The organism is Hydrotalea flava, assembly GCF_001623405.1.
Classification (GTDB): domain Bacteria; phylum Bacteroidota; class Bacteroidia; order Chitinophagales; family Chitinophagaceae; genus Hydrotalea; species Hydrotalea flava.
In genome coordinates this window covers 1-20,147 of record NZ_LUHG01000099.1, presented here as the reverse complement: position 1 = coordinate 20,147, position 20,147 = coordinate 1, and the positions used below count along the sequence as shown (strand labels likewise).

The window sequence follows — 20,147 nt, the reverse complement described above, 5'->3', positions numbered from 1 at the left end:
CGAATCGTACGCAATCATGAAATCATTTGCCGCCTATCAACGCTTTAATACCTGGACTGCCATTATTATTCTTTTAATGGGCAGTATTGCTTTTTATGGCGTTTTGCAATATGTGCTTATTCGGCAATTAGATGAAAGCCTGAAGGCTGAACAACAGGAAATTTCTGCTTATGTGCAACAATATCATCAGTTACCTGTAATACAAAATACCAAAAACCAATGGATTATTGTAGACAGTAACGTCATTGCATTACCTAAACACAAATTCAGAACCATAACCGCATTTAATAAGGCTGAGCAGGAAATGCGGGAAATACGGCAATTGCAATTTCACTTGCAGGTAGGTAATCGTCATTATCTGGTACAAGTCAATAAATCGCAGGCAGAAACGGAAGATTTATTGCAATTGATAGCCATATTGGCATTTGGAATGATTGCTTTGCTTTTGGTACTGAATTTTTTTGTGAACAGAAAATTGGTCAATAAATTATTTAAACCTTTTCAGCAAACTATTACTGCAATTAGGGAGTATAAAATTGGGCAGTCGCAGCCGTTACAGTTACCCACTAGTAAAGTAACAGAAATACATGTATTGAATATTAGCCTGAATGAAATGTCGCAACGTATTTTCACCGAATACCGTTCTTTAAAATCTTTTACTGAAAATGCGGCGCATGAAATGCAAACACCACTGGCAGTAATCCGGTCATCTATTGAAAGTATGATTCAGCAAAACAATTTAGATGAAGCAGGGGTACAACAACTGATGGCCATTGACGATAATATGCAGAAGCTCATTAAACTGCATCAGTCATTATTGCTGTTGGCTAAAATTGAAAACAATCAGTTTGCATTGAATGAAACCGTACAGTTAGATCAGATTATCCGGAACAAATGTGAAGAAAAAGCTGCTTTTATAGAAGCCAGACAATTAACCATACAACGGCAATTGGTACCCGTTACGGTATTGTTTCATCAGCAGTTAACCGAAATACTCATCAATAATTTGCTGAATAATGCCATTCGGTATACTGCACAAAATGGACAAATTACCATTGTATTAACTGCAAATAGTTGTAGCATTCGTAACACAGCTGCACAGGGTAGTTTAGATACAGAAAAGGTATTTAAACGATTTTACCGGCCACAGCAACAAACCGAAGGAACGGGTTTGGGACTGGCAATTGTACATGAAATATGCCGATTGGCAGAATGGCATATACAATATACATTTGAGCAAAATGAACATTCTTTTATTATTCAGTTTGTTAATCAGGAGAAAAAAATATAATGGGAAAGCAATTATTCGTCATCATCGGCAGTTTATTATGTTTTGGATGGGCGCAGGCACAGCAAAAAAACCTTCCATTTTTTGTGAATGCCGCCATTGAAAACAGTCCGCTTTTGAAAGATTACCATAATCAGCAGTTAAGCAATATCATCGACAGTCTTCGTATTCATGCCATCTATCAACCACAAATTAATGCCATCAGTGTAAATACTTATGCGCCTTCTTATCAGGGTTGGGGATATGATGGTGCTATTACCAACGGTGCCAATGTTGCGCAACAACTTATTGCCAACAAACTGCTGATTGGTAAAGAAAACTTGCAAAACCAGCAACAAGCTATTCAACTGTTAAATCAAAGTTTACAAGTAGCGGGTAAAATAACAGAGCAGGATATTACCAAAGCCATAACTGCTCAATATATTACGGCCTATGGCACACAGCAACAAATTCAGTTCAATAAAGAATTGGTTGATTTGTTGAAAAAAGAAGAAGTGATTCTGAAAAAATTAACCGAATCAGGTATCTACAAACAAACTGATTATTTAAGTTTTTTAGTAACCATTCAGCAGCAGGATTTATTGATTCATCAATTGCGCATTCAGTTTAGCAATGAGTATGGTACACTCAATTATTTATGCGGCTTAACAGATACGGCTTACACTGTATTGCAAAAACCCGATATTCAACTGGTATTAACACCGGAAATAGAACAAACAGTTTTTTACAAACAGTTTTTTGTAGATAGCTTAAAACTGAAAAACAGTGACGCACAAATTGATTTTAGTTATAAACCAAAAGTTAGTTTGTATGCAGATGCCGGCTATCTCTCATCATTTGCTTATCAGGCTTATAAAAATTTTGGAACCAGCTTTGGTGTAACGATTATTTGGCCTATTTATGATGGGAAGCAAAGAAAAATGAAACACGATAAAATTGCCATTGCCGAACAAACCCGTCAGCAATACCGCAATTATTTTAAAGCACAGTTTCAACAACAGATTGCACAATTGGCCCAACAACTGCAATCGGTGCAGGAACTGATTAATGAAACCAATACACAAATAAAATATACGCAAACATTAATTGAGGCAAACCGAAAGTTACTGCAAACCGGTGATGTAGTGATGCCGAATTATATTTTAGCTATTGGCAATTATTTGAATGCAAAAAATTTAATTACACAAAATACCATCAATAAATTACAGATTATTAACCAAATTAATTACTGGAACAGAAACTAAAGTATTATGACGCTTAAAAAATATATACTGTATTTATGCATTGTACTAACCATTTTAGTGCAGGCCTGTAAAGAAAAATCTGCTGAAGTCCACACAACGCCTGTTGCAGATTCCGCTACAGGCACACCGGTTACCATTACCCATCCTGTTAAGGGTATGATGCAGGAAACTGTTACCCTGAATGCTGTTTCTGCCTTTTTATTGAAGAGTTTTGTGAAAGCCAATGCCAACGGCTATTTACAACAGGTAAATATTCATTTGGGCCAATATGTACAAAAGGGCGAAACCTTATTTGTGATTACTACCAAAGAAGCAAGGGCATTGGGTAATACCATTAATGCATTAGATACTTCTTTGCGGTTTTCAGGAACCATTGCCATACATGCACCGGGGAATGGTTATATTACCCAGCTCAATTACCATGCTGGCGATTATGTGTTAGATGGAGAGCCATTGGCAGCTATTACCGATAACAGGAGTTTTGTGTTTTTATTAGACCTGCCTTATGAATTGAAGCCCTATCTTCCACAAAATAAAATGGTTAATTTATTATTACCCGATGGTACACAACTAACAGGTACAATGGGTACTCCGTTACCTACAGTAGATCCTGCGGCACAAACACAAAGCTTCATCATCAGGGTAAACAGCAATAAACAAATACCAGAAAATTTAATTGCTAAAGTAAACCTGATAAAAGTTCAAAAAATGAATACATTATCGCTTCCAAAAGCAGCCGTGTTAAGCGATGAAGTGCAAAGTAATTTTTGGGTAATGAAAATGATAGATAGTATTACTGCAATAAAAGTACAGGTGCAAAAAGGTGTTGAAACGAATGATGCCGTGGAAATAATTACCCCTGCTTTTAAAACTACCGATAGTATTCTTGTAAAAGGGAATTACGGTTTGCCGGATACTGCAAAGGTGATGATTCTGTCAACGCCATTGAAAGAATAAGTGATGTTTCATGTATGGCAGGTCAGTTTTTTCAGAATACTGTATTGAAATGAAACTCTAAATCAAGTACAGTATAACAGAAAAGTAATAAAAATTATTTTTAATTTTTTGTAAGGTCAGGATACTTTGTAAATTTTAATTATTTTTTGGATGAACAATTTCTTTGTAAAATATAAAAGTCCTTTGGCTGTTTTTATGGCCATCATCATTATGGGCGGATTGTTTGCTTACAGCAAATTGCAATCTTCACTATTTCCTGAAATTACTTTTCCGAAAATTAAAATTATAGCCGATGCCGGACAACAACCGGTGAATAAAATGATGATTACTGTTACCAGACAGTTGGAAAATGCTGTAAAGCGGGTGCCCGATTTGCACATAATACGCAGCATTACCAGCCGGGGCAGTTGCGAAATATCTGCTTTCCTGAATTGGAATGCGAATATTGATGTGAGTAAACAAAGAATTGAATCGCGAATTACAGAAATTATGAATACGCTGCCGCCCGGTATTCAAATTACGGTGGAACGTATGAATCCTTCCATTTTGCCGGTAATTGGGTATTCTTTGGAAAGTAACACCCGATCGCCCATTGATATGAAGCTGCTGGCTTTGTATACCATTAAACCCTTTTTATCGCAGGTATCCGGTGTTTCTGAAGTGCGGGTTATTGGCGGAAAAACAAAAGAATACTGGTTAATTGTGAATACCGATAAAATGTCTGCATTGGGTATTTCTCCCGATTCGGTGAACTATGCATTAAGCCAGACCAATTTCATCAAATCGAACGGCTATCTGGCTGATTATCATTTATTGTATTTATCACTTACCGATGCATCGGTAGTTTCGAAAGATCAATTACAACATATTGTTATCAGCAATAACGGTAAGCGCATTGTGCAGTTGCAGGATATAGCCGATGTGCAAATTCGTGAAGCGAAGGAGTATATCAAAATCAATGCAAACGGAAGGGAAGGTATTTTGCTGGCTGTTATTAAACAGCCCAATGCCAATTTAATTGAGGTAAGCAGCAATATGGATGCTAAATTGAAAGATTTAAAAAAAATACTGCCTCGCGATGTAACGATACATCCATACTATGAGCAGGCCAATTTTGTAAAAGATGCCATTAAAAGTGTAAGCGATAGTTTATGGATTGGGTTATTGCTTGCAATAGTGGTGGCCATTATTTTTCTGCGTTCACTGAAAGCCAGTACCGTTATTCTGTTTACCATACCGGTTACAATTTTACTCACTATTATCTGTTTGTATGCTATCGGACAAACATTAAATATTATGACGCTGGGCGCACTGGCGGCTGCTATCGGGCTAATTATTGATGATGCGATAGTAGTAGTGGAGCAAATTCATCGTACCCACGAAGAACATCCTGCCGAACCCACCAGTACTTTGTTGCAAAAAGCCATTCATTATTTATTTCCTGCTATGGTGGGATCTTCCTTAAGTACCATCGTTATTTTTTTACCTTTTGTATTGATGAGTGGAGTTGCAGGTGCTTATTTTAAAGTAATGACCAATACCATGATTATTACTTTGGTATGCTCATTTTTTGTAACCTGGTTACTGTTGCCTGTATTGTATTTGCTGTTTACCCGCAATGCGTCGGTAAATGCTGTAGGCAAAAAAATAAATCATGGCCATGAAGTAAAGCAACAGAAATGGGTGGGATTTTTTATCCGTAAACCTTATATCAGTATATTGTTCATCGTAATTTTAGGTGCTTCTATTTATGTTGTATATCCTAAATTAGCTACCGGCTTTTTGCCCGATATGGATGAAGGAAGTATTGTATTGGATTACAGTTCACCACCCGGTACTTCATTGGAAGAAACAGACCGGATGTTAAGGCAGGTAGAAAAAATAATTGTAAAAGTGCCTGAAGTAGAAGCTTATAGCCGTAGAACCGGTACACAAATGGGATTTTTTATCACAGAACCCAATCGGGGCGATTACCTGATACAATTAAAGAAAAACAGAATGCGGACAACGGAAGAGGTAATTAATGATATTCGGTTGAAGGTAGAATCAACGCAACCGGCTTTGCGTATTGACTTTGGGCAGGTAATTACCGATATGCTGGGCGATTTAATGACATCGGTTCAGCCAATAGAAGTAAAAATTTTCGGGAATGATCAGTCGAAGTTGCAAGAGCTGTCCCGACAGGTGGCTGCAGTGCTGAATACTGTTCAGGGAACAGCCGATGTTTTTGATGGTATTGTAATTGCCGGTCCATCTGTATTGGTTACACCCAATTATACCGCATTGGCCCAATATGGTATTACACCTGCAAGTTTTCAATACCAAATGCAGAGTGCTTTAGAAGGCAATGTGGTGGGTAGTGTATTTGATAAGGAACAGTTGAGTAATATTCGGTTTATTTATCCAAACAGTGCCAAATTATCGGTAGCACAGGTAAAACAAACACTCATTTTTCTTCCCAATGGGAAAAGAATACCTATTACTAATTTGGCCACAGTTGCATTAAGTAGTGGCGATGCAGAAATACAAAGAGAAAATTTGCAAAATATGGGGGTAGTTACTGCAAGGTTAGATAATCGCGATTTGGGTAGTACCATGCAGGAAATTCAACAAAAAGTAGCCGTAAAAGTGGCATTGCCGCAAGGTTATTTTATCAGTTATGGCGGTGCTTATGCAGAGCAACAGCAATCGTTTAAAGAGTTACTGGTAATTTTAATTACAGCCAGTTTGCTGGTGTTTGGGGTCATATTGTTTTTGTTCAGAGATGTAAAAATTGCATTGATTATTATATTGGTAGCGGTACTGGGTATCAGTGGCAGTTATTTGGCACTTTACCTCACCAATACGCCTTTAAATGTGGGTAGTTATACCGGTCTCATCATGATTGTGGGTATTATAGGTGAGAATGCCATTTTTACTTATTTGCAGTTTAGGGATTCATTAAAAGGAAAAACCAATGTGGGCAGGGTAGATGAAGCGATTATTTATTCCATTTCTACCCGGTTAAGGCCTAAGTTAATGACGGCGTTGGGCGCTATTATTGCTTTAACGCCTTTGGCGCTGGGTATTGGTACCGGTGCACAAATGCACCAACCCTTAGCCATTGCCGTAATTGGCGGATTTATTGTAGCATTGCCATTGTTATTGGTAGTGTTGCCCAGTTTGTTGCATTTGTTGTATAAGAACAGTAAACCTTTGGTACAGGAAGAAGAAATGTAGAATATAAAAAACAGAATTCTGTTATGGTAGTTTCATAAAAAAGAGGCTTTCTCTTGCTTTTGAGATAGCCTCTTATAATTTGAGCTCATTATGAAAATAGATATTTTGTATTGGGTTCTGTTTTTTGTTGTGAATGACCCTTATCAGGAAATTTAAAATTGAGTTGAAAATCCAAAATAATAACTTCTTCCAATGGAAGGAATAATACCTGGTCCGGGATATTCATCAGTTCTTCGTGTAAAATATGATTTATCAGTTAAGTTATTCACACCTACTTTGATTGCGATTTTTTTGATGGTATATGTCATGCTGAGGTCAGCAACTGTATATCCAGGTATATAACCTGCAATTGGGTCAGTGCTTGTTTTTACATTTGAAGCATCACCGTAAGCATCACCAATATTATTTATCTGAAAAGTTGCTGAAAAATGGGGGTTATTAAAAATAATTCCAGTACGATTGATAGTCTTGGCAGCAGCTTCAACCCGGTTGCCCTTGAATGCTCCGGTGGTATATCTGGCATCAATGAAAGCAAACGAATTAAAAATACTGAGGCCTGTTTTTGATTGTGCATTCAGGTATTTTAAAATATTAAATTCCAAATAATTCTCAACACCTTTATGAACACTATTCGCTATATTCTTGCGCACAGAGTATTCCATTCCGGTATTTGGGTCTGTTTGCACTAATACTCCAATTCTATTATTATAAGCCAGATAAAAAACACCCAAATCAAAATTAAAATAATTTTTAATGGTACCTCTATAACCTAAATCTGCATTGAAGCCATAACTGTCTTTTAGATTGGGGTCAATTCTGGATGTTATTCCGAATGGTTCTAACTGGCTATAATCAATAGGCCGGTATGCCTGACTGATATTACCGTAAATATTGGTGTAGGTTCCTGTTTTATATGAAATGCCCATGCCAAACAATGGAAAAGTTCTTGATCTGTTTTCTAACACATTTTGTTTTGTTCCATCTGTAGTTTTATAACCAGTTGCAGTACTGTTTAAATATTCAAATCTAAAACCGGGGATGATGGACAGCTTGTCACCGAACTTAAAAATATTTTCAATAAAAGGAGCGATGTTTGTAGTGGTAAAATTTAAGTTATAACCCCAATCGCCGTGGATGGATAAATCAAAATCACTATTGGTAGTTCCTTCCCCTCCCCCGAGCCTTTTTAACCATGCATATGCATGTCTGATACCTCCCGAAATAGTTGCTTTTTGATGTGCAAATTGGTATTGATGCGAAAATCTGAATTCTGTTGTGATGTTTTTCATATTTTCTATCCCCACTTCTCTTGGAACGTAGGTATTTGTAATGGGGTCAATTGTATCTTGGGCAGCCGGGCCACCATCTTCGTTTCTCCATACCAGAGAACGATTCCCGTATAAATATGTGCTCTTTATACTAATTATGCTGTTTTTGGATAGATTGTAGTTCATTGATAAATTAACAATATTCCAAGGCGTTTTCAGCCAGTTTCTGGAACGTGTAGACATTCTGGGATTAGCCTGAAACTGGCTATCTGTTAATCCCCCCGGCATTTGTATGGTATTACGAAGCAAAGAATATTCTGCTGTAACATTCAGCTTTTCAGAAATTTTATACTGCAATTTTCCAAAACCTGATAACTGCCATTGTTTACTATTGGGTCTGTACCCATCCATATAGCGATATTGGATGAAAGCATAATAGGATAGTTTTTTAAAATTACCGCCAATTGAATTAAAAGTATTGAAAAGCCCATAACTGCCTGCAGTTTGCGAAGTATAAAATTCAAAGGGTTTATTGGCAGGTGCATCTTTTGTAATATAGTTTACCAAACCTCCAAATTGAGCGCCAAATTGTAATGCTGCGGCACCCCTTACCATTTCAATTCTTTGAACTGCTTCCATAGGAGGAAGGTAATAGGCTTCATTGTATCCATATATATCAGCACTAATGTTATAACCATTTTGGCGGGTATTCATTTCAATGCTTTGAATAGGGTTCAGCCCCCTTGTTGCAATTCCGTTTGCAGTAAAGCCACCTGTTTCAGTTTCAACAATATTTAATCCGGGTATCCTGCCTAAAATTTGTCTGGTATTATTGATAGCCTTATTTGCATCCAAACTATCTACCATAATCACTTCGCTTTTTTTACCGGCATAAATAATCCCATCTTTAAAATCTGGCATGTGACCTATTCCGCGAACGGTTTTAAAACCAGTAACTGAAACATTTTTAAGTGTGTGTACGTTTATGCTGTCAATTTTTTGTGCGAATAAAATAATGGGTAATAAAAGCCATAGTAGCAGAAGTATTTTCTTCATGAAATTTCTTTTTCACAAAGAAAATTGCGAAATCAATGCTATAATAACTGTATCGGGAAATTCTGTTTACGATATCTGGAATTCAAAATGAGCTACTAAAATATATTTTATTAAAATTATTCTTTTATTGCATTACTTTGATGCAAAAAAAAACAGCAATAGTTTATAAATGCTGTTTTTTATATATTTTTTAAAATTTAATTATTTATTCAACCTCAGCACCCATTTTTTTGCTTACTTTTTTTCTGTCTTCTTCATCCAATACCACTTTACGCATTCTGATGTTTTTAGGCGTTACCTCAATGCACTCATCCTGTTGAATGTATTCCATACATTCTTCTAATGTTAATTGAATTTTTGGGGTAATGCGTACACTGTCATCGCTGCCGCTGGCCCGGTGGTTGGTTAATTTTTTAGCTTCTACTGCATTTACATTCAAATCGCCGGGTTTAATGTGCTCGGCAATAATTTGTCCGGCATATACTTCTTCGCCAGGTTCAATAAAGAAACGGCCGCGATCCTGTAATTTATCGATAGAATAGGCAGTAGTGGTACCGCCAAATTTAGCAATCAACACACCATTGTTTCTTCCGGGAATAGGCCCTTTCCAGGGTTTGTATTCGCTAAAACGATGTGCCATTACAGCTTCACCTGCAGTGCCGGTTAACATTTGTGAACGCAAACCAATTAAACCTCTTGAAGGAATTTCAAACTCTAAGTGCTGCATTTCACCTTTGCTTTCCATCACCAGCATTTCACCCTTGCGTTGGGTTACCAAATCAATTACTTTACCGCTAAATTCAGAAGGTACATCTACTACTAAAATTTCATAAGGTTCATGCTTCTTACCATCCACTGTTTTCACCAATACCTGTGGGTTTCCCACGGTTAATTCATATCCTTCGCGGCGCATGGTTTCAACCAATACACCTAAGTGCAGAATGCCCCGTCCAAATACCAAAAAGCTATCGGCACTGTCTGCATCTTCTACTCTAAGGGCTAAGTTTTTCTCTGTTTCTTTCATCAGGCGGTCGCGCAGGTGGCGAGAGGTAACAAACTTTCCGTCTTTACCAAAGAAGGGTGAGTTATTGATGCTGAACATCATACTCATAGTAGGTTCATCCACGCTGATAATGGGTAATCCTTCGGGATTTTCAGTATCGGCAATGGTATCGCCAATGTTAAAATCTTCCAGACCAACAACCGCACATAAATCGCCACACAATACTTCCGTTACTTTGCGTTTGCCCATTCCTTCAAAAACGTATAATTCTTTTACTTTATTTTTTTTGATGCTGCCATCTGCCTGCACCAATGCAATGTTCTGGTTTTCTTTAATGGTACCGCGGGTTACTTTTCCAATTGCAATTCGGCCTAAGAAAGAAGAATAATCTAATGATGTAATTTGTAATTGCAATGAACCTGCCTGAATGGTAGGTGGTGGTACATGTTTTAAAATGCCATCCATTAACGGGAAAATATCTTCAGTAGGGGTTAAGCTGTCATTAAACCAGCCATTTTTACCGCTGCCATAATAAGTTGGGAAGTTCAGTTGTTCTTCCGTAGCATCTAAGTTAAAGAAGAGTTCAAATACGGCATCATGCACTTCATCGGGGCGGCAATTGGGTTTATCTACTTTATTGATAACAACAATAGGATGTAAATTTAATTGCAAGGCTTTTTGCAATACAAAACGGGTTTGGGGCATGGGGCCTTCAAAGGCATCTACCAATAATATTACCCCATCTGCCATTTTCAATACACGTTCTACTTCACCGCCAAAATCACTGTGGCCGGGCGTATCAATTACATTGATTTTAACGTCTTTATAAGTAACAGCGGCATTTTTACTAAAAATAGTAATGCCCCTTTCTTTTTCCAGATCATTGCTGTCCATAATCAACTCGCCGGTTTCCTGATTGTCTCTAAAAACCTTGGTAGCCTGTAATATGCGGTCTACTAATGTGGTTTTTCCGTGGTCAACGTGTGCAATGATCGCAATATTTCTAATATCCATAAAAAAATTTAAGGCTGCAAAGGTAAGGTTTTACAATGGGTTTACCGCTATTCATCTTTTAGTTAACCTGCTGTTAATACGGAATGCCTTAACTTTATAAAAAATAATACTATTGATGCGTTGGATAATTATGCTGTTCGTAAGTGCCATTGGCCTTTCGTTTGTTACCCAAAAAGCTGTGAATGGAGATAAGGTTATAACCCCGCCGGGTACGGTTTTACTGAAACCCGGGCTGTACATGGATGCCTTTGAAATTAGTGTGAGCAACTGGAAAGATTTTACCGAAGGATGGTTATTGGGCCGGGAGAATGATACCGCTACCTATGCCGCTATGTTACCCGATTCGCTGGTATGGGTTTCTTACCGGCAAAGAGGGGAAGAATTTATTCAAACTTATTATCGCAGCAATAGTTACAATAATTATCCCATGGCAGGCATTAGTTATGAACAGGCGCAAGCATTCTGTGCCTGGCGTACCGACCGGGTAAATGAATTGCTGGCACGCATGCCGCATCCTCCTTTTAGAAGTGTTATCTACCGCCTGCCCACTGAGGCTGAATGGGAATTGGCAGCCAATGGTAAATTAGATTCCATTAAATATCCCTATGGTTATCCGGGTATTTACAGCCTGTATAAAGGCGATTCTGTTAAAAATTTTAATTGCCGTTATCCGGATGATGATTCCCTTCGGGTGGGGCAACGCGATATTATGCCGGTTAGTTTTTCCATCCCCAATCAATATGGTATTTACAATATGATTGGTAATGTGGGTGAGATGATTGCAGAAAAAGGCGTAGCCAAAGGCGGGCACTACGATTTGCCGATTGCTTATTGCACGGTTAAAGAGCGTATGGCTTATAAAAGCCCCAATCGCTGGTTAGGCTTTCGGTGTGTATGCGAAGTGGAAACCGCTGCACCCTTTAACCGGAAAAATGAAAAAACCAAAAAAGGAAAACCGGTAAAAGGGTTTAGCGATCAACAATAATGCGGTTATACCCGCACATAAATTTTGCGCTTATCTAAATAATAGCCAACTACCCAACAAAGCAGCATATACGAAATAGCAAATAAAAATGAGCCAAAGTATTCGCCTGCATGGCTGTAAATATTAATATATAACCACTGAATTAAACCACGATACCCTTCAATGGGTATCATATAGAATACAGTTACCAACAGTTCAGACAATAAATAAATGAATAGCGGATTTTTACCGAATACCTGAAAAAAATAGCTGATTTTACTTTCACCTAAATTTTTGAAACTTACAAAATACATCACAGCCGCAATAATCATACAGTCTAACCCAACGGTATGTAATACAAATGAGCTGGTCCATAATTTTTTGTTGATAGGGAAAGAGAGGTTCCAGAAATATGACAATACAAATAAACCAAAACCTGCTAATAATAATTTGGTGAGTGTTTCATATGTGTTACCTTTTTTCTGAATAAAGGCACCTGCCATATATCCTGCAATTACATTGGCAATGGCAGGCATAGTGCTCAGCCAACCTTCGGGGTCAAAGGCAACGCCTTCACCATGATACATGTGGCTGGGGCCCATTAACCAAACATCTAAGTAATAACCGGCATTGGTGGTCATTCCATAAGGGTCTGTAGGGTCGCCCATGTAATACATGATGCCCCAATAGATAAACAGTAATGCAATCCCAATGTATAAAGCTGTTTTAGGTTTTAAAAACCAAATAAGCAATGAGGCAATGCCATAGCAAAGGGCTATCCGTTGTAATACGCCCATAATACGGGTATTGGCAAATGGTGCAGCTTGTATATGGTGTTGCGCATCCAGTCGAAAAAAAGGAAACCAATACATTAGGTAACCCAATAAAAAGATAAGTAGGGTGCGTTTTAAAATTTTGCCTGCTACCCATCCATTGGCTTTGTCTGCCCATTTGGGCATTACAAAACTTATGGCATTTCCCACTGCAAAAAGAAATGAAGGGAATACCAAATCGGTAGGTGTAAACCCATTCCAATGGGCATGTTGTAGCGGTGCATACGATAAAGGACCACCGGGGGTGTTTACAATAATCATGAAACAGATGGTCATGCCTCTAAATATATCTAAGGCAGTAAAACGTTGTGTGTGGGCTGTCATAGCAATCGTTGGTTTGAGGTTAGGGATTTTTAAAAATAAGCAATAAAAACCGCAAACAAAGCAAGTGACCATTAAATTATACCCTTTTTAATGCTCAAACCTTTGCGTAGCCGCAAAAAAATGCCGGTTCTTTCAGGAATAAAGAACCGGCAAATGGGGTGATGAGAAAGAAATAAAAGAAATAATTACCAGATTTTTATTCTTTCATTTTCTGGTAAATACATTTTCTCGCCCCGCACAACATGAAATGCTTTGTAGAAAGGAGTAAAGTTCATTAAAGGGCCATTTACACGATACATAGCAGGTGAATGTGGGTCGGTGTTGATTAACCGAAGCACATATGCATCTTTTTCTTTCGAACGCCAAATTTGGGCTAAGGATAAAAAGAAGCGCTGGTCGGGGGTAAAGCCATCTATTTTTTGGGTAGTATTCTGTCCCTCTTTGGTCATTTTAAAGGCATCATAGGCAATGGCAATGCCTCCAATATCGGCCATGTTTTCTCCGGTAGTCAATGCGCCGTTTACATGCACCGTATCTAAAACTGTAAATCCATCATACAAATGCACCACTTGCTGCGATTTATTTTTGAACTGCTCATAATCGGCTTTGCTCCACCAATTTTTTAAGTTGCCTTCTTTATCATATTGTGCGCCTTGATCATCAAAACCATGTGTCATTTCATGACCAATTACCATACCTATACCACCATAATTAATGGCATCATCGGCTTGGGGGTCAAAGAAAGGAAACTGTAGAATACCCGCAGGAAACACTATTTCATTGTACAAGGGGTTGTAGTAGGCATTGATGGTAGGGGGCGTCATTTCCCATTCTGTTCTATCTACCGGTTTGCCTAATTTGTGTACCATGTACTGGTAATTGTTGGCTTCTGCTGCCATTACATTTTCAAAATAATGATTGCGGTCAATATTTACTTTACTGTAATCTCTCCATTTGTCGGGATAACCAATTTTTTTAATAAATGCCTGTAATTTTTCTTTGCCTTTTTGTTTGGTTGAATCACTCATCCAGTCTAAGCGGTTTATCCTCTGTGCAAAGGCAGTTTGTAAATTATGCACCAATTCATCTATCCTTTGCTTGGCTTCTTTGGTAAAATATTTTTCAACATATAATTGCCCTAATGCCTCTCCAATTTGGCTGTCAATAGTCCGGTAAACATTTTCCCAACGGGGCTTCATTTGTGTTTGTCCGCTCAGTGCCTTTCCGTAAAAATCAAATGATGCTTGTACAAATGGAGCACTTAAAATACGTGCTGCACTATTAATAGTATGTAAGCGCAAGTACAACTGCCAGGTGGCTAAGGGTTGTGTAACCAATAATTGATTGAGTTTAGCAAAAAACTCTGGTTGCTGAACATTTACCGAATCAACCTTGATTTTTAATGTTTGTAACATCATAGGCCATTGCAAATTGGGCATTGTGTTGGCCAATTGGCTCACGGCCATTTTGTGATAATTATTTTGGGGGTCGCGCAGGGCTACATTGGTTTTATGGCTTTCCGCCATTTGTTTTTCCAATGCATACACTTGTTCTACCTGTTTGCTGGCGGTAAGGCTATCGGTGCCGGTCAATACCAATAATTTTTGCAGGTAATTTTTGTAGGCAGCTACTACTGCCTGCGTAGCCGCATCTGTTTTAAAATAATAATCACGGTCGGGTAAACCCAAGCCACCCTGCCCAAATACGGCAATGGTAGCCATGCTGTTTTTATCGTCGGGATATACACCAAAATCAAATAACATATTACTGCCTCGGGTATGTGCCTGTGCAGCATATTGAAGAATTGATTCAGGTGTTTTAATATTGCTGATGGTAGTAAGTAAAGGTTGGATGGGGGTATAACCTAACTGGTCAATTTTAGCTGAGTCCATGCCCGATGCAAAAAAGTTGCCCACTTTTTGTTGAATACTGCCTGCCTGCCCCGGATTTTTTTCTGCTTCTTCCAATATGGTGTGAATGTTGTTTTTGGTGTGGTTGTATAAATCTAAAAAAGAACCTGCACCAACTTCAGAAGCCGGTATGGTGGTTTTCTTCAACCAATTTCCGTTAGCGAATAAAAAGAAATTATCGCCCGGCTTTACGGATGTGTCAATGGCACTCAGGTCAATGAATGCGGATGGTTTGTTCGGTTTTTCTTTACAGCCGGTGAATAATACAACGCTTAACGTAGCGCTGCAGAACGCTGTTTTTACAATATTCATGTGCATGGTTTTAATGAATGGAATGCCGGTAAATTTTATTACTAAGCAATTTCCTTTGAATGAAATTCTAAAGTAATACAAAAACATATTCCCTGCCCAAAAAGTTGATGAATGGGAAGTGATGGCATTAAAAAAATTGGAAGATATACAAGCTTACATTAAAAAAATTACTAATGGTGGTAACAAGATATTTGTTGCAGCAGAATGGATGGGAAGGGAAGTGTAGTGTAGTTATAAAAAAAGGCCGTCTAATATGGAGACAGCCTGCATTGAATGATTTGTTACGAAGCTTTCACCACTTCTTTTTTTTCATTTTGTTTTTTGTGTGGTCTGCTTTTGCCGAAAGAACCTTTAAAACGTTTGCCTTTCGCAGTTTTTTTGTCGCCTCTACCCATAATAAATTGATTTTTAATATTTGTATGAGAGGCAAAAATAAAAAATCCTGCTGAAACAGCAGGATTTAATTCTGTAGTGCAAAAAATTACATTTTGCTGCTTAATTCTTTACCTGCTTTAAAACGGGCAACTTTTTTAGCTTTAATTTTAATAGGTGCACCGGTTTGAGGGTTACGTCCAGTACGGGCAGCACGTTTAGAAACTGAGAAAGTTCCAAAACCTACTAATGTAACTTTGCCGCCACCTTTTAAAGTTTTGGTTACTGCTTCAACAAATGAATCTAAAGCAGCGTTTGCCTGTGTTTTAGTGATTTCAGCGTCTTCTGCAATTTTTGCAATTAATTCAGCCTTGTTCATAGATGATTGTTTAATTAGTTAAATAACAAAAACAAATGTATAGGCTTTTGGCAATTAACAAAATAATTTTTCTCAATTTTTAAGCACAGGTTTTGCCCCAAAATCCTTTATTGATAAGGCTTTTCATATAAAATGTATGTTGGACTTACAACAGGTAACAATATCTCAATCTTCTGAAATACAGTGTCGGTAAGGGTTTTAGGCTTTCAATGTTGCAAAATGAGGCTGAGTAAGGGTTTGTGATAAATATAAGGAAGTTGATGTAATGAAAAAACATGAGTATAAAAGCTTTCCACATTTATTGCACAACCTGCATTAATGAGCGAAAACTGGTCATATTTTCTCCCCAGGTTTCTTGCACAACTTTACCCAATGCCATAGCATGTTCTTTAACATACCGCTCATAATCCTGTATGGTATAGGCATAATATTGTATGGCATACGTATAGCCTTCACTTTCATCGGTTCCCAACACCCTTACCCATTGGTATTGGTAAAAGCAGCCCGATTGCATTACCATGGGTATGTGTTTTTCCTTCATCCATTGCAACCACGTTTCATGTATGGGTGCTGCTACATGCGATGTTACATTGTATATTATCATACATTCAGTTTTAATGCAGCATATACCGGGCAATGGTCGCTGTGTTTTACATCGGGTAAAATGGCTGCTTCGCTTAATGCTTCAGTCAAATTATTGGTAATGGTAATATAGTCAATACGCCAGCCTTTGTTCTGTAAACGTACAGAGGGGAAACGCTGGCTCCACCAGGAGTAAGCACCTTTTTCGTTGGGATGTAAATAACGGAAGGTATCTACAAATCCGCCTGCTAAAAAGCCATCCATCCATGCCCTTTCTTCCGGTAAAAAACCCGATGAATTTTTATTGCCTTTCGGATCATGAATATCTATTTCTGTATGTGCAATATTGTAATCGCCGGTAATAATTAATTGGGGCCTTGTTTGGCGTAATGTTTTTAAATAATCTAAAAACTCATCTAACCAATGGTATTTATAGGTTTGCCGTTCATCGCCACTGGTGCCCGATGGGAAGTAGGCATTGATTAAAGTAATGGCTCCAAAATCTATTCGTATTACCCTGCCCTCAAAATCGCTTTGCTCTTTTTGGTGGCCATAAAAAACAGCATCGGGTTTTATTTTTGTGAAAACAGCTACACCGCTATATCCCTTCTTTTGCGCCGAAAACCAATAGGTATGGTAGCCTAATGTTTCAAAAGCACTGCTGTCTACATCTTCTTTAGTGGCCTTGGTTTCCTGTAAACAAATTACATCAGCAGGATCAGTTTGCAGCCATTCCACAAAACCTTTTTTAATGGCAGCACGAATGCCGTTTACATTATAAGAAATAATACGCATATTTTTTGTTGCCATGGTTCAATTTTTTAACTGAATGTGGAATAGCGGTTATTGTATTAATTCACTTGAATTACTTTGCCTGTGGGGAAAGTAAAACCCAAACTTAACACCAGCTCATAGGTTCCAAAAGATTGTTTGGCACGGCCTTCATACACTTTTAAATTGCTGTAACGTGCATAGTCAACCTTGTTGGCAAATTCTAAATAAGCATATTTAAAAAAGGTAGCACGCACTGCGCCTTCAAAACCCATATTCCACCCACCCAACTGAAAGCCGGCATCGTTATTTTGCCCAAACAACATATTTTGTACATGCGGAATAACAGGACCAATGCCACCTTTGCCCAACGCATCTATTTGTAAATTGCCATCACCTGTTTGGTAAATGTGCCAGCGTTTTACTAAATTAAACAATAAAAAATTAGCACCATTGTTTAAATAATAAGCAAAGCCATTGGGTTCATTAAAGGCAACCGTAGTATCTACCTGCCGGTTGTTCAGTTTGCCAACAATATGTGCATTCTGGTCGGCAAAAATATATTTGGTGTGGTCGAAGTTGATTTCAAAAAACAAATCTTTTTTTCTGTTAATTAAAAAACCCAGGCGGTAATTGTATTGCGGAATGGAAATAGGAATGCGCAAAATACCTTCATCCCAACCAATATGGTCGTGTGCTTTTACTGCTTTGAAAGTATAATCGTTACCCAATGCCGGTTGTACCACTTTAATGTTGCTGTGGGTATACCACTCTTTGTTGTAACCCCATGAAAAATAAAATTCTCCTTTTCTATCTTTTTTGTGTTTTGTTGTGCCAGTTGTTTGTGCTTTTACCAAATGCATGCTGCCTGCTACACAAATCATCACCATGGCCAATGCTCTTAACTTACGCTTCATAGTTTGTATTTTATATTTTTATTGCTTGCTTAAACCTGTCTATTCAACTTTTCCCAATGGCCGGTATGGTTAATGGCTCCATTTCCTTTATTGGTTTACCCATAGGGTATATGAAATTGCCCGCAAAAGTATTGTGTAAATGTTAACCTGCAATTTTTTGATTTCAATTCATTAATTACCGTAATTTGAAATGTAAACCTTACCCCGCATGCTGTATTTTATTGAAATAATAAACAAAGGCGCAGGGCTTTCATCTGGAAATGTTTTAAGTGGATTATTATGAAGACAAGCGAAAGAATTATTCCGGCCACACAGAATTTTTATTTAGAGGGTTCTAAGCCCCGAGTACATGAATTGAAATTTGCATGGCGTGTATTCATAGAGTTTTTGAATAGTTTTCGGGTATTGCATTTTGTAGGACCCTGTATTACGGTATTTGGAAGCGCAAGGTTTAAATCCGACCATCCATACTATCTGGCAGCAGAAGAATTTGGGAAACGAATTGCCAAAATGGGTTTTACTACCATGACAGGTGGCGGACCGGGCACAATGGAAGCCGCTAATAAAGGCGCTTTTGAAAATGGCGGTCAGTCGGTGGGCTGCAATATTAAACTGCCTTTTGAACAAAAACCCAATCCCTATGTGCATACTTCACTTACTTTTAATCATTTCTTTTCAAGAAAAGTAATGATGGTAAAATATTCGTATGCATTTATCATTATGCCCGGTGGTTTTGGTACCATGGATGAATTTTTTGAAACCCTTACCTTAGTGCAAACCCGCACCATTACTCAGTTTCCAATTGTAATATTTGGAAAAGAATTTTATAAACCATTAATGGATTTTATAGAAGAAATGGCTGAGCAGGGTACCATTACCCGCAGTGACATGGATTTGGTATTGTTTACAGATGATTATGATGAAGCCATAAACCATATTAAAACCTATATCCGTAAAAACTATGTACTGAAACCAAGGAAGCGGTTCTGGTGGTTATTGGAATTAAAATAAATTTGTACTAACAAAATGTTTTTCAGCTTTTATTTGGCATTCTTACATTTCGTTTTTGGTATAACCCAATGATACAAAAGATTGAGGGATTACACCTATTGTTGTTGGCTACCCACGATGCGTTCTTGCACTGTTTAATTTTGGGTTTTAGCCTTTGGCATGTTAGGTTGAAAAATCTTTTCATAAAACATTTCAAAAATGATGTCTTTCTATTTCCATATATCCTGCTATCTTCTAATTGATATTCATCAAAAAAACTTGCTAAGCTGCACTGATTTTCTATTGTTGCGTTTGCGTATGCTCCCGGCAAAATGAGCGCTCTAAGCCATTTACAGCTATTTGATGTGATTCCTTTAAAGTATGAATGGGGGTTACCATTCACCCATTTCTTTTTTTACATTCTTGATTAATCACTACATTCATTGCGCTAATTTTTAGCCAAAGTGTACCATCCGATTGTTGGAACAGGATGGCAATAACCTATCCATGTACTTCAATAACATTCTGAAAACATGTAAACTTGTATTGATAAACACAATCATATGAAAAAGAAATCGAACGATGCTGCTGCCAACCATTCACGCCGTAATTTTTTAAGAAATACCGCCTTGGCGGCTACCGGCTTTTATATTGTGCCACGCCATGTATTGGGCAAAGGCTTTATTGCACCCAGCGATAAGCTGAATGTTGCTGGGGTGGGTATAGGAGGAAAGGGTGCAAGCG

The 20,147-nt window shown here is 37.9% G+C and carries 15 protein-coding genes and 1 pseudogene; 7 read left to right on the top strand and 9 right to left on the bottom strand.

From position 1 onward, the window contains the following. Positions 1 to 16: 16 nt before the first annotated feature. The 4 genes from A0F92_RS11950 (at position 17) to A0F92_RS11935 (ending at position 6,708) form a co-directional block, all read left to right on the top strand. Positions 17 to 1,291, top strand: coding sequence for a sensor histidine kinase (locus tag A0F92_RS11950; protein ID WP_068246334.1), 1,275 nt, complete (start codon positions 17 to 19; stop codon positions 1,289 to 1,291). Continuing rightward, positions 1,291 to 2,532: a TolC family protein gene (locus A0F92_RS11945; protein ID WP_068246331.1), complete on the top strand. Its 1,242-nt coding sequence runs from the start codon at positions 1,291 to 1,293 to the stop codon at positions 2,530 to 2,532. The genes A0F92_RS11950 and A0F92_RS11945 overlap by 1 nt, the downstream gene beginning before the upstream one ends. A gap of 6 nt (positions 2,533 to 2,538) precedes the next feature. Further along, positions 2,539 to 3,489: an efflux RND transporter periplasmic adaptor subunit gene (locus tag A0F92_RS11940; protein WP_068246329.1), complete on the top strand. Its 951-nt coding sequence runs from the start codon at positions 2,539 to 2,541 to the stop codon at positions 3,487 to 3,489. Positions 3,490 to 3,639: 150 nt separating this feature from the next. Next, the gene (locus A0F92_RS11935; RefSeq protein ID WP_068246327.1) at positions 3,640 to 6,708 is read left to right on the top strand and encodes an efflux RND transporter permease subunit; all 3,069 of its coding nucleotides are present in this window, start codon (positions 3,640 to 3,642) and stop codon (positions 6,706 to 6,708) included. 152 nt (positions 6,709 to 6,860) lie between these two features. Here A0F92_RS11935 and A0F92_RS11930 read toward each other — a convergent pair whose 3' ends face one another. Together A0F92_RS11930 and typA are read right to left on the bottom strand one after the other, a co-directional pair. Then, complete coding sequence (locus A0F92_RS11930) at positions 6,861 to 9,032, bottom strand: TonB-dependent receptor family protein (protein WP_068246326.1); 2,172 nt, start codon at positions 9,030 to 9,032, stop codon at positions 6,861 to 6,863. Between the two features lie 205 nt (positions 9,033 to 9,237). Continuing rightward, positions 9,238 to 11,049 carry a translational GTPase TypA gene (gene typA / locus A0F92_RS11925; RefSeq protein WP_068246325.1) on the bottom strand — a complete coding sequence of 604 codons (1,812 nt, stop codon included), beginning with the start codon at positions 11,047 to 11,049 and terminating at the stop codon, positions 9,238 to 9,240. Positions 11,050 to 11,164: 115 nt separating this feature from the next. Here typA and A0F92_RS11920 point away from each other — a divergent pair, with 115 nt between their 5' ends. Then, positions 11,165 to 12,034, top strand: coding sequence for a formylglycine-generating enzyme family protein (locus tag A0F92_RS11920; RefSeq protein ID WP_068246322.1), 870 nt, complete (start codon positions 11,165 to 11,167; stop codon positions 12,032 to 12,034). Positions 12,035 to 12,039: 5 nt separating this feature from the next. Here A0F92_RS11920 and A0F92_RS11915 read toward each other — a convergent pair whose 3' ends face one another. From A0F92_RS11915 to A0F92_RS11885, 7 genes are all read right to left on the bottom strand, one after another. Next, positions 12,040 to 13,170, bottom strand: coding sequence for an acyltransferase family protein (locus A0F92_RS11915; protein ID WP_068246317.1), 1,131 nt, complete (start codon positions 13,168 to 13,170; stop codon positions 12,040 to 12,042). Positions 13,171 to 13,355: 185 nt separating this feature from the next. Then, a complete protein-coding gene (locus tag A0F92_RS11910; protein WP_068246395.1) occupies positions 13,356 to 15,392 on the bottom strand; it encodes a M13 family metallopeptidase in 2,037 nt (678 codons plus the stop codon). Between the two features lie 281 nt (positions 15,393 to 15,673). After that, positions 15,674 to 15,787: a 30S ribosomal protein THX gene (locus tag A0F92_RS11905; RefSeq protein WP_068246315.1), complete on the bottom strand. Its 114-nt coding sequence runs from the start codon at positions 15,785 to 15,787 to the stop codon at positions 15,674 to 15,676. 86 nt (positions 15,788 to 15,873) lie between these two features. Further along, entirely contained in the window at positions 15,874 to 16,143 is a 270-nt protein-coding gene (locus A0F92_RS11900) for an HU family DNA-binding protein (RefSeq protein WP_068246313.1), read from the bottom strand. 298 nt (positions 16,144 to 16,441) lie between these two features. Continuing rightward, positions 16,442 to 16,747 carry a DUF4286 family protein gene (locus A0F92_RS11895; protein ID WP_068246311.1) on the bottom strand — a complete coding sequence of 102 codons (306 nt, stop codon included), beginning with the start codon at positions 16,745 to 16,747 and terminating at the stop codon, positions 16,442 to 16,444. Then, entirely contained in the window at positions 16,744 to 17,535 is a 792-nt protein-coding gene (locus tag A0F92_RS11890) for an exodeoxyribonuclease III (RefSeq protein ID WP_253810420.1), read from the bottom strand. The genes A0F92_RS11895 and A0F92_RS11890 overlap by 4 nt, the downstream gene beginning before the upstream one ends. A 41-nt stretch (positions 17,536 to 17,576) precedes the next feature. Further along, positions 17,577 to 18,413 carry a hypothetical protein gene (locus A0F92_RS11885; protein ID WP_068246309.1) on the bottom strand — a complete coding sequence of 279 codons (837 nt, stop codon included), beginning with the start codon at positions 18,411 to 18,413 and terminating at the stop codon, positions 17,577 to 17,579. A gap of 279 nt (positions 18,414 to 18,692) precedes the next feature. Between A0F92_RS11885 and A0F92_RS11880 the strand changes: the two genes are divergently transcribed. Further along, positions 18,693 to 19,424, top strand: coding sequence for an LOG family protein (locus A0F92_RS11880; RefSeq protein ID WP_068246308.1), 732 nt, complete (start codon positions 18,693 to 18,695; stop codon positions 19,422 to 19,424). Between the two features lie 542 nt (positions 19,425 to 19,966). Further along, positions 19,967 to 20,147, top strand: a pseudogene (locus A0F92_RS11875) (gfo/Idh/MocA family oxidoreductase); the annotation flags it as partial.